The organism is Agrococcus sediminis (assembly GCF_007923295.1).
GTDB lineage: Bacteria > Actinomycetota > Actinomycetes > Actinomycetales > Microbacteriaceae > Agrococcus > Agrococcus sediminis.
This window is the reverse complement of sequence record NZ_VOIR01000017.1, coordinates 59,493-71,605: the sequence shown is the minus strand read 5'-3', so window position 1 is coordinate 71,605 and position 12,113 is coordinate 59,493. Positions and strand designations below refer to the sequence as shown.

Here is a 12,113-nt window from a genome sequence, read left to right as displayed (position 1 = left end):
GGCGATGGGCACCATCGACTGGCAGGCGCTGCACGACGCGGCCCACGGGGCGACCCGGCACGCGTACGTGCCGTACTCGCGGTTCCCGGTGGGCGCGGCGGCGCTCGTCGACGACGGCCGGGTCGTGACGGGCGCGAACATCGAGAACGCGGCCTACGGCGTCACGCTGTGCGCCGAGTGCTCGCTCGTGAGCGCGATGGTGATGGGCGGCGGCGGCCGGCTGGTGGCCTTCGCGTGCGTCAACGGCGACGGCGAGCGGCTCATGCCGTGCGGCCGCTGCCGCCAGCTGCTCTCCGAGCACGCCGCCCCCGGCATGCTGCTCGACACCGTGAGCGGCATCCGCACCATGGCGGAGGTGCTCCCGGATGCGTTCGGCCCGGGCGCGCTCGACGCCTACGCCGCAGGGCATCCCGAGACCGGAGGGGCAGATCGTGGCTGAGGCCTTCGACGCCGTCGACATCATCCGCACGAAGCGCGATCGCGGTGCGCTCTCGACCGAGCAGATCGACTGGCTCATCGATGCGTACACGCGCGGCTACGTCGAGGACCCGCAGATGGCGGCGCTCGCGATGGCGATCCTGCTGAACGGCATGGAGCGCCGCGAGATCCACGACCTCACGATGGCGATGATCGCCTCCGGCGAGCGGATGGACTTCTCGTCGCTCGACGCGCCCACGGTCGACAAGCACTCCACCGGCGGCGTCGGCGACAAGATCACGCTGCCGCTCATGCCGCTCGTCGCCGCCTTCGGCGCCGCCGTGCCGCAGCTGTCGGGCCGCGGGCTCGGCCACACCGGCGGCACGCTCGACAAGCTCGAGTCGATCCCCGGCTGGCGGGCCGAGCTGACGAACGACGAGATGCTCGAGCAGCTGCGCACCGTGGGCGGCGTCGTGTGCGCGGCCGGCACGGGCCTCGCCCCGGCCGACAAGCGGCTCTACGCGCTCCGCGACATCACCGGCACGGTCGAGGCGATCCCGCTCATCGCCTCGTCGATCATGTCGAAGAAGATCGCCGAGGGCACCGGTGCGCTCGTGCTCGACGTGAAGTTCGGCTCCGGCGCGTTCATGCAGGAGTTCGAGCGCGCTCGCGAGCTCGCACTGACGATGGTCGAGCTCGGCCGCGACGCGGGCGTCGAGACGCGCGCGCTGCTCACGACGATGGACGTGCCGCTCGGCCTCGCGATCGGCAACGCCAACGAGGTGCGCGAGTCGGTCGAGGTGCTCGCCGGCGGCGGCCCGGCCGATGTCGTCGAGCTCACCGTGGCGCTCGCCCGGGAGATGCTGGACGCGGTGGGCAAGGGCGACGCCGACGTCGAGGCCGCGCTCGCCGACGGCCGCGCGATGGACGTCTGGCGGCGCTTCGTCGTCGCGCAGGGCGGCGACCCGGATGCGCCGCTGCCGGTCGCGCGCGAGACGCACACGGTGGTCGCCGAGGCCGACGGCGTGCTCGCGCGCCAGGAGGCGCTGCCGTTCGGCATCGCCGCCTGGCGGCTGGGCGCCGGCCGTGCCCGCGCGAGCGACCCGGTCGTGCACGCCGCCGGCATCGACCTGCACGTGAAGCCGGGCGACGCGGTGCGGAAGGGCGATCCGCTCTGGACGATCAGCGCCGACGACGCCACCCGCATCCCGCGCGCGCTCGAGGCGCTCGAGGGCGCCTGGGAGCTCGCGGCGCCCGGCACCGCGGTGCCGGTGCCGCCCATCGTGCGGGAGCGCATCGCCTGACGCCGGCCGCGCCGCCGGCGCGCGTCGTCGGCAACACGACGGCAACGTTCGGCGGATAGCATCGAGATCCACCGCATCGGACGACGGAGACGAGATGAGCCGCTACGAGGTCGACGGCGTCGACATCCAGGGCCTGCCCAAGGTCAGCCTCCACGACCACCTCGACGGGGGCCTGCGGCCGCAGACCATCATCGAGCTCGCCGACGAGATCGGCTTCGCTCTGCCGGCGACCGACGCGGCGGAGCTCGGCGCGTGGTTCGCCGCGCAGTCGAACTCCGGCTCGCTGCCCGAGTACCTCACGACGTTCGACATCACGACCGCGGTGATGCAGACGGAGCACGGGCTGCACCGGGTCGCGAAGGAGTTCGTGCTCGACCTCGCCGAGGACGGCGTCGTCTACGGCGAGATCCGCTGGGCGCCCGAGCAGCATCTGCAGCGGGGCCTCACCCTCGACCAGGCGGTGGAGGCGGTGCAGGCCGGCATCGACGAGGCCGCCGCCCTGGTCGCCACGCACGGCGGCCGCATCCGCACCGGCCAGCTCATCAGCGCCATGCGCCACCTCGACCGGGCCGACGAGATCGCCGAGCTCGCGCTGCGGCACCGCGACCGCGGCGCCGTCGGCTTCGACATCGCCGGCCCCGAGGCAGGCTTCCCCGCCTCGCGCCTGCAGTCGGCGTTCGACCGACTCGCCCACGCCCACTTCCCGGCCACGGTGCACGCGGGCGAGGGTGCGGGGCTCGACTCGATCGCCGACGCGCTCTTCGCGGGCCGCGCGCTGCGGCTCGGCCACGGCACGCGCATCGCCGAGGACATCGTCGTCGAGGAGGAGACCGACGACGCCGTCGTCGTGCGCCTGGGCGAGCTCGCCGAGTGGGTGAAGGACCGCCAGATCGCGCTCGAGGTGAGCCCGTCCTCGAACCTCCAGACCGGCACGATCGCGCAGTGGGGCGAGGCGCTCGACGACCACCCGATCGACCTGCTGCACCAGCTGGGCTTCTGCGTCACCGTCAACCCCGACAACCGCCTGCAGTCGGGCACGACGCTCACGCGCGAGCTGGGCCTGCTCGTGGAGGCGTTCGACTGGGAGCTCGACGACCTCGAGCAGGTCGCGCAGAACGCGGCGGCGAGCGCCTTCTGCACCTTCGAGGAGCGCGAGGAGCTCGCCGACCTCATCGCCGACGGGTTCGACGACCTTCGATGACGCTCCCGCTCGACGAGGCCACGTTCTCGCCAGGGGTGCATGCCGCCGACTGGCGCGCGGCCGTGCGCGCCGGCGGCGTCGACCTCGTGACCGCGCGCGCGGTGGGCCGCGCCTACGTCGACGAGCTCGTGCAGCAGATCGAGCAGGCCGGGCCCTACTGCGTCGTCGCGCCCGGCGTCGCCGTGCCCCACGCCCGGGCGAGCGCCGTCGTGCGGCGCGATGCGCTCGCGATCGTGGTGCTCGACGAGCCGGTCGCCTTCGGGCACCCGCACCACGACCCGGTGCGCGTCGTCATCGCGATGGCCGCGCAGAGCCCGCGCCGCCACCTGCAGATGCTCGCCGAGCTCGCCAACGCGCTCGACGGCGACGGGGTCATCCACCGCCTCGCGGCTGCCGCCGACCGCGACGCGGCGATCGCGGCCCTGCGCGGCTGACGCCGGCCCGGAGCGGGACGATCCGAGGCCGCTAGTCGGTCAGCGGCCGCGCGGCCGTGCGCAGGTGGGTGCCCTCGGGCGCGTGCCCCGGGTCGTGGCCGGTCTCGACGATGCGGTTCGCGTCGTCGACGAACACCACCGACGGCTCGAACGCGCGCGCCTCGGCGTCGTCGAGCTGGGCGTAGGCGATGACGATGACGGTGTCGCCGACGTGCACCAGCCGGGCGGCCGCGCCGTTGACGCACAGGATGCCGCTGCCGCGCTCGCCGGGGATCGCGTAGGTCGTGATGCGCGCGCCGTTGTCGACGTCGACGACGTCGACCTGCTGGCCGGGGAGGATGTCGGCCGCGTCGAGCAGGTCCTCGTCGACCGTGAGCGAGCCGACGTAGTGCAGCTCGGCCTGCGTGACCGTCGCCCGGTGGATCTTGCCCTGCAGCATCGTGCGCAGCATGCGCGTCCCTCCCGCGCCCGGTCGGCGCATCCGCCCACCAGTGTGCCGCATCCGGCCGAGGCCGGGCCCCGGCTCAGGCCAGCAGCGGCCGCACCGCCTCGGCGATCGCCGCGACCCGCTCGCGCGCCGCGCGCACGCGCGCCGCGGGTGCGCCGTCGGTCGAGGAGGTGTCGATGTAGACCTTCACCTTCGGCTCGGTGCCGCTCGGGCGCACCATGACGCGCGAGCCGTCGTCGAGCGTGAAGCGCAGGATGTCGCCGATCGAGCCGTGCTCGGGCAGCGCGAGGTCGTCGGCGGCCAGCACACGCGAGCCCGCGAGCTCGGCCGGCGGCGCCGCGCGCAGCGCCGCCATGATCGCGGGGATGCGGGCGAGGTCGCTGACGCGCACGCTCACCTGCCCCGACGCGAAGGCGCCGAACTCGCCGGCGAGCGCGAGCAGCTCCTCGCCGAGCGACGAGCCGCGCTCGTGGAGGTCGCTCGCGAGCGTGAGCAGCCGCACGAGCGCTGAGATGCCGTCCTTGTCGCGCACGGTGCCGGGGTTGACGAGGTAGCCGAGCGCCTCCTCGTAGCCGTAGACGAGGCCGGGCACGCGCGAGACCCACTTGAAGCCCGTGAGCGTCTGCACGAACTCGAGCCCGTGCGCCCGCGCGATCGCGCCGAGGCCGGGGGAGGACACGATCGACGCCGCGAGCACGCCCTGGCCGCGCGCGGTGCGGGCGGCGTCCCAGCCGAGCAGCAGCCCGACCTCGTTGCCCGTGAGCATGCGCCAGCCCATGGGGGCGGATGCGTCGGGCACGGCGACCGCGAGCCGGTCGGCGTCGGGGTCGTTCGCGATGATGAGGTCGGCCTGCTCGGCCGTGCCGAGCGCCATCGCGAGGTCGAGGGCGCCGGGCTCCTCGGGGTTCGGGAAGTCGACGGTCGGGAAGGCGCCGTCGGGCTCGGACTGCTCGGGGACGGGGATGACGGGCGGGAAGCCCGCCTCGGCGAGCACCGCCTCGACCGTCTCGAGGCCGACGCCGTGGAGCGGCGTGTAGACGACGCGGGGGCCGCTCGTCGCGCCGGCGACGCCCTGGTCGGGCTGGCCGATCGCGGCGGTCGCGGCGACGTAGGCGTGCCAGACGGCCTCGCCGGTGACCTCCGGCTCGCCGCGCGGGTAGTCGGCGACCGGCGTCTCGGCCGCCTCGGCGATGCGGGCGGCGATCTCGGCGTCGACGGGCGGCACGATCTGGCTGCCCTCGTCGTCGCCGCCGAGGTAGACCTTGTAGCCGTTGTCGGCCGGCGGGTTGTGGCTCGCCGTCACCATCACGCCCGCGCTCGCGCCGAGGTGGCGCACCGCGAACGCGGTGACGGGCGTCGGCATGAGGCGGGGGAGCAGGATCGCGCGCACGCCGGCGCCTGCGAGCACCTCGGCGGTGTCGCGGGCGAACCGCTCGGAGCCGCGGCGGCCGTCCCAGCCGACCACGACCGACGGGTGCGGCTCGCGGCTCAGCAGGAACGCGGCGAGCCCGGCGGAGGCCTGCTGCACGACCACGCGGTTCATGCGGTTGGGGCCCGGCGCGATGCGGCCGCGCAGCCCGGCCGTGCCGAACTGCAGGCGGCCGCGGAACGCATCCGCGAGCTCGGCGATCGCCGCGCCGTCGCCGGCCTCGGCGGCCGCGATCGTCGCCTCGAGCTCGGCGCGGGTGGTCTCGTCGGGGTCGCCGGCGAGCCACGCGCGCGCCGCGGCGACGGTCTCGGGGGCGGCGCTCACGCCTGCGTCCCGATCGCGGCGACCACGTCGGCGAGCAGCCGCGAGATGCGCGCCTCGGCCTCGCGGCCCGCCTCGATGACCTCGGCGTGCGACAGCGGCGTGGTCTTGATGCCGGCGGCCAGGTTGGTGATGAGGCTCAGGCCCAGCACCTCCATGCCCGCCTCGCGCGCGGCGATCGCCTCGAGCGCCGTCGACATGCCGCAGATGTGGCCGCCGATCGCCTTCGCCATCTGCACCTCGGCGGGCGTCTCGTAGTGGGGCCCGCGGAACTGCACGTAGACGCCCTCGTCGAGCGACGCATCCACCGACCGCGCGATGTCGCGCAGCCGCGGCGCGTAGAGGTCGGTGAGGTCGACGAACGTCGCGCCCTCGAGCGGCGAGTCGGCGGTGAGGTTGATGTGGTCGCTGATGAGCACGGGCTGCCCCGGCGTCCAGTGCGGCTTGATGCCGCCGGCGCCGTTCGTGAGCACCATGACGGATGCGCCGGCGGCGGCCGCGGTGCGCACCGAGTGCACGACCCGGCGCACGCCGTGGCCCTCGTAGTAGTGGGTGCGCGCGCCGATGACGAGGGCGCGGCGGCCGTCGTCGGTGAGGACCGACCGGAGCGTGCCGACGTGGCCCTCGAGCGCCGGCTTCGAGAAGCCGGTGACGTCGGTCGCGGGGATCGTGTGCGTGGTCTCGCCGATGAGGTCTGCGGCCCTGGCCCAGCCGGAGCCGAGCGTGAGCGCGATGTCGTGCGACTCGACGCCGGTGATGCGGCGGATGTCCTCGGCGGCCTGCCTGGCGACCTCGCGCGGGTCGCCGTCGTCGAGCGGGTGGGGGCCTGGCTGGTGCGTCATGGCGCCCACTCTAAGCGCGTAGGCTCGGCGATCATGGCCATCGGCGCGACGATCCACACGTTCGACGTGCAGCTCTCGGACGTCGATCGCGGCGTCTACGAGGAGCTGTCGCTCAAGGTCGCGCAGCACCCCTCGGAGACGACGGCGTTCATGGTCACCCGGGTGCTCGCCCTGTGCCTCGAGCACGAGGAGGGCATCGCATTCGGCGACGGCGTCGCGGGCGGCGACGAGCCGGCGGTGCTCGCGCGCGACCTGACCGGGGCGCTCATGGCCTGGATCGAGATCGGCGCGCCCGACGCGGAGCGGGTGCACCGCGGCAGCCGCGCTGCCGAGCGCACCGCCGTCTACACGCACCGCGACCCCGAGCGAGTGGCCGCGAAGTGGGCGGGCAAGCGCATCCACCGCGTCGAGGACGTGCGGCTCGTGTGGTTCGACGACGGCTTCGTCGACGCGGTCGCCGATGCCGTCGCGCGGCGGACGACCATGTCGGTCTCCCGCACCGAGGGCACCCTCTACGTCGAGGTGAACGGCACGTCGCTGACCTCGGCGGTGCACGAGCGCGCCGCCGGCTGAAGGCAGGGGATCGTCGCCGCCTGGATGTGCGGGATGATGGAGCGCGTGAGTGCATTCGAGCGCAAGCAGCGCGTGGTCATCATCGGCGGCGGACCCGGCGGGTACGAGGCCGCGCTCGCGGGCGCCCGGCTCGGCGCCGACGTGACCCTCATCGAGCGCACGGGCGTCGGCGGCAGCGCGATCCTCACCGACGTCGTGCCCTCGAAGTCGCTCATCGCGACCGCCGAGTCGGCAGCGGCCATCCGCGACGCGAGCCAGCTGGGCGTGCAGTTCTCGGTGCGCGGCGACAGCGGCCGCCCGCAGAAGCCCGAGGTCGCCGTCAACCTGCGCGCCGTGAACCGTCGCCTGCTGTCGCTCGCGGCGAAGCAGTCGCTCGACATGAAGGCCGACCTCGAGGCCGCGGGCGTCACGATCGTGCAGGGCGAGGGCCGCCTCGAGGGGCCCGGCCGCGTGGTGGTCTCGACCGGCAAGCAGGGCGCCGACTTCGACGAGTTCGAGGCCGACACCATCGTCGTCTCGGTCGGCGCGACGCCCCGGCAGCTCCCCTCGGCGATGCCCGACGGCGAGCGCATCCTCACGTGGACCCAGCTCTACGGCCTCGAGGAGGTGCCCGAGCACCTGATCGTCGTCGGCTCCGGCGTCACCGGCGCCGAGTTCGCGAGCGCCTACAGCCTCATCGGCGCCGAGGTGACGCTCATCTCGAGCCGCGAGCAGGTGCTGCCCGGCGAGGACTCCGACGCCGCCCGCGTCATCGAGGACGTCTTCCGCCGCCAGGGCATGCACGTGCTGTCGAAGTCGCGCGCCGAGAAGGTCGAGCGCACCGAGACGGGTGTCGTCGTCACCCTCACCGACGGCCGCACCGTCGAGGGCTCGCACTGCCTCATGGCCGTCGGCTCCATCCCGAACACGGCAGGGATCGGCCTCGAGGAGGCGGGCATCGAGCTCGCCGAGTCCGGCAACATCCTCGTCAACCGGGTCGCCCGCACGAACCTGCCGAACGTCTACGCGGTCGGCGACTGCGCCGACGCCCTGCCCCTCGCGTCCGTCGCCTCCATGCAGGGCCGCACGGCGATGTTCCACGCCCTCGGCGACGCGGTCGACCCGATCTCGATGCTCACGGTCGCCTCGAACATCTTCACGCAGCCCGAGATCGCGACGGTCGGATGGTCGCAGAAGGAGATCGAGGACGGCATCGCGCAGGGCGAGGTGTACCGGATCGACCTCTCGACGAACGCCCGCGCGAAGATGATGGGCGTCGAGGACGGCTTCGTGAAGCTCTTCGCGCGCACCGGCTCCGGCACGGTCATCGGTGGCGTCATCGTCGCGCCGAAGGCGTCCGAGCTCATCTTCCCCGTGACGATGGCGATGGAGCACCGCCTCACCGTCGACCAGGTCGCCCGCGTCTTCCCGGTCTTCCCCTCGCTCACCGGCTCCGTCTCGGACGCCGCCCGGGCGATGCACCGCGTCGAGGACTGACGCCGGCTCCGAGGAGAGGATGCGCCGATGGCCGACCAGTACCTGTTCCTGATCGTGGAGCCCGACTGGGACTCCGACGCGTACGTCGGCGAGGGCGCGGGCGAGCAGATCGCCGCCGAGTTCCCCGGGTTCGAGGCGTTCGAGCGGCGCGTGGCCGAGCTCGGCGCGCGCATCGTCGCCGGCAACGCGCTGCACAACCGTCGCCACGGCGGCGTCGTCCGGCCCGGGCCCGAGGGGCGCGAGGTGGAGGGCGCGGTCTGGACGGACGGCGCGAGCCTCGAGGGCGACGAGGTGATCAGCGGCTACTACGTGATCGAGGCCGAGTCGGAGGACATCGCGCGGCAGCTCGCGCCGCTCGTGCCAACCGGCGGCCACATCGAGTGGCGGCGCGTCTTCCCCATGGGGTGAGCGAGCGCCGCGATGGCCGCACGGGCTGAGAGACGCCCGCACGAGCCGCCGCGGGCGTCGCTGCTGTGCCTCAGCGGTCGAGGGAGGGGCGGGCGAGGAGCCACGCCGCGATGGCGATCCGGTCGTCCTCGGCCAGCGCGTGCCCGGTCCGCAGCCGACGGTGCACGACGTCGGCACCGGCGTCGCCGAGCCGCCGCGACACGCGCTCGGCGTCATCGGGTCTCCGCCGCGCATCGTCCGCGGCTTCCACGAGCAGCACCGGCAGACCCGGCACGCGAGGCAGCTCGCCGCTTCCGAACGGGGCGAGCGGACGCAGCAGGATCGCGGCGCCGAGCAGCTCGGGCCGCAGCGCGATGATCGCCGCCGCCATGATGGCCCCGTTGGAGTAGCCCAGCACGATCGGCTCTCGCCGGAATCCGTGCGCGGTCACCGCATCGGAGACGAGCGCGCTCAGGGTCTCGGCGCGAGCGAGGAGGTCGTCCTCGTCGATGGTCCGATCGGGTCGGCGGCGGAAGTGGGCGAAGCCGCCGGTCGTGCGCACCGCGCCGCGCACGGCGATGGTGCCGGCTCCGGGTGCGAGCCGGTGCGCGAGCGGCACGAGGTCGGCCTCGCTGCCGTCCGTGCCGTGCAGCAGCAGCCACGGCCGCCGGTCGGGGTCTCCGGCCACGACGGCGAGCCGCGGCGCCGCGTCCTCACTCGGGGAGTCGAGGATGCCGTCCGCGGCGGGCGCCATCGGGCCGTCCGGCTACGCGGCGTCCGGCGTGATCGTCACCAGGTGGTGGCCGGAGGGCACGGTGCCGCCGACAGGAGCGTCGATCGCGGTCACGGTGCCGTCGATCGGGGAGGAGAGCGGCTGCTCCATCTTCATCGCCTCGAGCACGACCAGCAGGTCGCCGGCGACGACCCGGTCGCCCTCGGCGACGGCGGCCTTCACGACGGTCGCCTGCATCGGCGAGATGATCGCGCCGCTCGCGGCGCCGCCCGCGAGCGCAGCGCGGGTGCGGCGCGGCGCCGGGCCCTTGGCGTCCTTCGTCTCGGCGAAGAGCCGCTTCGGCATCGAGACGGCGATGCGCTTGCCGTCGGCCTCGACGACCACGGTGCGGCGCGGCTCGGGGCCGCCCAGCTCGCCCGGCTCGCCGCCCCACGCGGGGATGTCGTTCTCGAACTCGGTCTCGATCCACGAGGTGTAGATCGAGAAGGGCGCGCCGCCGGCCGGGGCGAACGCCGGGTGGTCGACGATGCGGCGGTGGAACGGCAGCACGGTCGGCAGCCCGTCGACCTCGAACTCGGCGAGCGCGCGGCGGGCGCGGGCGAGCGCCTCGTCGCGGTCGCGGCCGGTGACGATGAGCTTCGCCAGCATCGAGTCGAAGTTGCCGCCGATCACGTCGCCGGCGACGACGCCGGAGTCGACGCGGATGCCGGGGCCCGACGGGGCGCGGAAGATGCGCACGGGGCCGGGCTGCGGCATGAAGCCGCTGCCGGCGTCCTCGCCGTTGATGCGGAACTCGATCGAGTGGCCGCGCACCTCCGGGTCGTCGTAGCCGAGCGCCTCGCCCTCGGCGATGCGGAACTGCTCGCGCACGAGGTCGATGCCGGTGACCTCCTCCGAGACCGGGTGCTCCACCTGCAGGCGGGTGTTCACCTCGAGGAACGAGATCGTGCCGTCCGCGCCGATCAGGAACTCGCAGGTGCCGGCGCCGACGTACTCCGCGGCGCGCAGGATCTCCTTCGACGCGCGGCGCAGCTCGGCGTCCTGCGCGGCGGAGACGAACGGTGCGGGCGCCTCCTCGACGAGCTTCTGGTGCCGGCGCTGCAGCGAGCAGTCGCGCGTGGAGACGACCACGACGTTGCCGTGCTCGTCGGCCAGGCACTGCGTCTCGACGTGGCGGGGCTTGTCGAGGTACTTCTCGACGAAGCACTCGCCGCGGCCGAACGCCGCGACGGCCTCGCGGGTGGCGGAGTCGAACTGCTGCTCCACCTCCTCGCGCGTGCGGGCGACCTTGAGGCCGCGGCCACCGCCGCCGAACGCCGCCTTGATCGCGACCGGCAGTCCGTGCTCGTCGACGAACGCGAGCACCTCGTCGGCGCCCGCGACGGGGTTGATGGTGCCGGGCGCGAGGGGCGCTCCGACCGACTCGGCGATGTGCCGCGCGGAGACCTTGTCGCCGAGCTGCTCGATCGCGTCGGGGCCCGGCCCGATCCAGATGAGGCCCGCGTCGATCACGGCGCGCGCGAAGTCGGCGTTCTCTGCGAGGAAGCCGTAGCCCGGGTGCACCGCGTCGGCGCCGGAGCGGCGCGCGACCGAGATGAGCTTGTCGATCACGAGGTAGCTCTCGGCGCTCGTCGCACCGTGCAGCGAGTACGCCTCGTCGGCGAGCTGCGCGTGCTGCGCGTCGCGGTCGGGCTCGGCGTACACGGCGACCGAGGCGATGCCGGCATCGCGCGCCGCGCGGATGATGCGGACGGCGATCTCGCCGCGGTTGGCGATGAGGACCTTCGTGATGCGGGGCATGGTTCCTCAGCCTAGGCGGCGACGCATGACGGATGCGTGCACTCGCCACACAGGGTGACGGCGATCCGTTGCCGATTCCCACAGTCGCGCCCGGCTGCGCGCCGTCGATCGACCCTTGGTGAGTGAGCGCTCACTCACCTATGCTCGGGGACGTGCCCCCACCCATCCCGCGCCTCAGCGCCGACGACCGGCGCGCGCAGATCATCGAGGCCGTCACGCCCGCGGTGCTCGAGCACGGCGCCGCGATCACGAGCCGCCAGCTCGCCGAGGCCGCTGGCGTCGCCGAGGGCACGCTCTTCAAGGCGTTCGGCGACAAGGAGTCGCTGCTCGTCGCGCTCGCCGACCACCACCTCGACGCCGCCGACTGGGCGGCCGAGCAGGCGCGCCTCGAGCACGGCTCGCTCGAGGAGATGCTGACGACGACGGTCGACGCGATGGTCGAGCGGATGCGCTTCATCTTCCGGCTCGTGATGGCGCTCGGCCCGATCGGGCAGCGCTGCGCGCAGGCCAGGCAGGGCGAGCTCGAGTCGTCGAAGGCGCGGCTCGCCGAGCGCTTCGAGCCCTACCGCGACCGACTGCGCGTCGCGCCGCTCGCCGCGGCCGACATGACGCGCACGCTCGCCTGGGCGGCCGCCTCCGGCTGGGGCGACACCGCCCCGTCGGTCACCGCCGCCGACGTGGTGCAGGTGCTGCTGCACGGCATCGGCAGCGCCGCCGCACCCGCCCTCGTCGACCAGGAGGCCTGACC

General features: G+C 74.1%; 13 protein-coding genes. 8 read left to right on the top strand and 5 right to left on the bottom strand.

Going from position 1 to position 12,113, the window contains the following annotated elements; translation table 11 throughout:
- Window positions 1-4: 4 nt before the first annotated feature.
- The 4 genes from FQ330_RS11975 to FQ330_RS11960 all read left to right on the top strand — a co-directional run bounded on the left by FQ330_RS11975 (window position 5) and on the right by FQ330_RS11960 (window position 3,356).
- Window positions 5-439: a cytidine deaminase gene (locus FQ330_RS11975; RefSeq protein ID WP_146357865.1), complete on the top strand. Its 435-nt coding sequence runs from the start codon at window positions 5-7 to the stop codon at window positions 437-439.
- A complete protein-coding gene (locus FQ330_RS11970; RefSeq protein ID WP_225792848.1) occupies window positions 432-1,721 on the top strand; it encodes a thymidine phosphorylase in 1,290 nt (429 codons plus the stop codon). The genes FQ330_RS11975 and FQ330_RS11970 overlap by 8 nt, the downstream gene beginning before the upstream one ends.
- Before the next feature lie 94 nt (window positions 1,722-1,815).
- Window positions 1,816-2,922: an adenosine deaminase gene (locus FQ330_RS11965; RefSeq protein ID WP_146357858.1), complete on the top strand. Its 1,107-nt coding sequence runs from the start codon at window positions 1,816-1,818 to the stop codon at window positions 2,920-2,922.
- Complete coding sequence (locus FQ330_RS11960) at window positions 2,919-3,356, top strand: PTS sugar transporter subunit IIA (protein WP_146357856.1); 438 nt, start codon at window positions 2,919-2,921, stop codon at window positions 3,354-3,356. The genes FQ330_RS11965 and FQ330_RS11960 overlap by 4 nt, the downstream gene beginning before the upstream one ends.
- Window positions 3,357-3,387: 31 nt before the next feature.
- Here the strand turns inward: FQ330_RS11960 and panD are convergent, their stop codons facing one another.
- From panD to FQ330_RS11945, 3 genes are all read right to left on the bottom strand, one after another.
- Window positions 3,388-3,807, bottom strand: coding sequence for an aspartate 1-decarboxylase (gene panD, locus FQ330_RS11955; protein ID WP_146357855.1), 420 nt, complete (start codon window positions 3,805-3,807; stop codon window positions 3,388-3,390).
- Window positions 3,808-3,880: 73 nt separating this feature from the next.
- A complete protein-coding gene (locus tag FQ330_RS11950) occupies window positions 3,881-5,557 on the bottom strand; it encodes a phospho-sugar mutase (RefSeq protein ID WP_146357853.1) in 1,677 nt (558 codons plus the stop codon).
- On the bottom strand, window positions 5,554-6,396 hold the full coding sequence (locus tag FQ330_RS11945; protein WP_146357851.1) for a purine-nucleoside phosphorylase: 843 nt from the start codon (window positions 6,394-6,396) through the stop codon (window positions 5,554-5,556). Before FQ330_RS11945 ends, FQ330_RS11950 begins: the two co-directional genes overlap by 4 nt.
- Before the next feature lie 33 nt (window positions 6,397-6,429).
- Between FQ330_RS11945 and FQ330_RS11940 the strand changes: the two genes are divergently transcribed.
- Genes FQ330_RS11940 through FQ330_RS11930 form a run of 3 tightly spaced genes read left to right on the top strand, consistent with a single transcriptional unit; the run spans window position 6,430 to window position 8,853 of the window.
- The gene (locus FQ330_RS11940) at window positions 6,430-6,969 is read left to right on the top strand and encodes a YaeQ family protein (RefSeq protein ID WP_128190618.1); all 540 of its coding nucleotides are present in this window, start codon (window positions 6,430-6,432) and stop codon (window positions 6,967-6,969) included.
- A 36-nt stretch (window positions 6,970-7,005) separates the two neighbouring features.
- The gene (locus FQ330_RS11935; protein ID WP_146357950.1) at window positions 7,006-8,445 is read left to right on the top strand and encodes an NAD(P)H-quinone dehydrogenase; all 1,440 of its coding nucleotides are present in this window, start codon (window positions 7,006-7,008) and stop codon (window positions 8,443-8,445) included.
- 27 nt (window positions 8,446-8,472) lie between these two features.
- Complete coding sequence (locus tag FQ330_RS11930; protein ID WP_146357849.1) at window positions 8,473-8,853, top strand: YciI family protein; 381 nt, start codon at window positions 8,473-8,475, stop codon at window positions 8,851-8,853.
- Window positions 8,854-8,923: 70 nt separating this feature from the next.
- Here FQ330_RS11930 and FQ330_RS11925 read toward each other — a convergent pair whose 3' ends face one another.
- Together FQ330_RS11925 and FQ330_RS11920 are read right to left on the bottom strand one after the other, a co-directional pair.
- Complete coding sequence (locus FQ330_RS11925; RefSeq protein ID WP_146357847.1) at window positions 8,924-9,586, bottom strand: alpha/beta hydrolase; 663 nt, start codon at window positions 9,584-9,586, stop codon at window positions 8,924-8,926.
- Window positions 9,587-9,598: 12 nt separating this feature from the next.
- On the bottom strand, window positions 9,599-11,365 hold the full coding sequence (locus FQ330_RS11920; protein WP_146357845.1) for an acetyl/propionyl/methylcrotonyl-CoA carboxylase subunit alpha: 1,767 nt from the start codon (window positions 11,363-11,365) through the stop codon (window positions 9,599-9,601).
- Between the two features lie 152 nt (window positions 11,366-11,517).
- Between FQ330_RS11920 and FQ330_RS13600 the strand changes: the two genes are divergently transcribed.
- Window positions 11,518-12,111 (top strand): TetR/AcrR family transcriptional regulator, encoded by a 594-nt coding sequence (locus FQ330_RS13600; protein ID WP_225792847.1) that lies wholly within the window; start codon window positions 11,518-11,520, stop codon window positions 12,109-12,111.
- Window positions 12,112-12,113: the final 2 nt, after the last annotated feature.

Excerpts from the sequence above, each read along its gene's own strand:
- FQ330_RS11975 (WP_146357865.1), top strand. The coding sequence starts at position 5 with ATGGGCACCATCGACTGGCAGGCGCTGCACGACGCGGCCCACGGGGCG.
- FQ330_RS11965 (WP_146357858.1), top strand. The coding sequence starts at position 1,816 with ATGAGCCGCTACGAGGTCGACGGCGTCGACATCCAGGGCCTGCCCAAG.
- FQ330_RS11960 (WP_146357856.1), top strand. The coding sequence starts at position 2,919 with ATGACGCTCCCGCTCGACGAGGCCACGTTCTCGCCAGGGGTGCATGCC.
- panD (WP_146357855.1), bottom strand. The coding sequence starts at position 3,807 with ATGCTGCGCACGATGCTGCAGGGCAAGATCCACCGGGCGACGGTCACG.
- FQ330_RS11945 (WP_146357851.1), bottom strand. The coding sequence starts at position 6,396 with ATGACGCACCAGCCAGGCCCCCACCCGCTCGACGACGGCGACCCGCGC.
- FQ330_RS11940 (WP_128190618.1), top strand. The coding sequence starts at position 6,430 with ATGGCCATCGGCGCGACGATCCACACGTTCGACGTGCAGCTCTCGGAC.
- FQ330_RS11935 (WP_146357950.1), top strand. The coding sequence starts at position 7,006 with ATGGAGCGCGTGAGTGCATTCGAGCGCAAGCAGCGCGTGGTCATCATC.
- FQ330_RS11930 (WP_146357849.1), top strand. The coding sequence starts at position 8,473 with ATGGCCGACCAGTACCTGTTCCTGATCGTGGAGCCCGACTGGGACTCC.
- FQ330_RS11925 (WP_146357847.1), bottom strand. The coding sequence starts at position 9,586 with ATGGCGCCCGCCGCGGACGGCATCCTCGACTCCCCGAGTGAGGACGCG.
- FQ330_RS11920 (WP_146357845.1), bottom strand. The coding sequence starts at position 11,365 with ATGCCCCGCATCACGAAGGTCCTCATCGCCAACCGCGGCGAGATCGCC.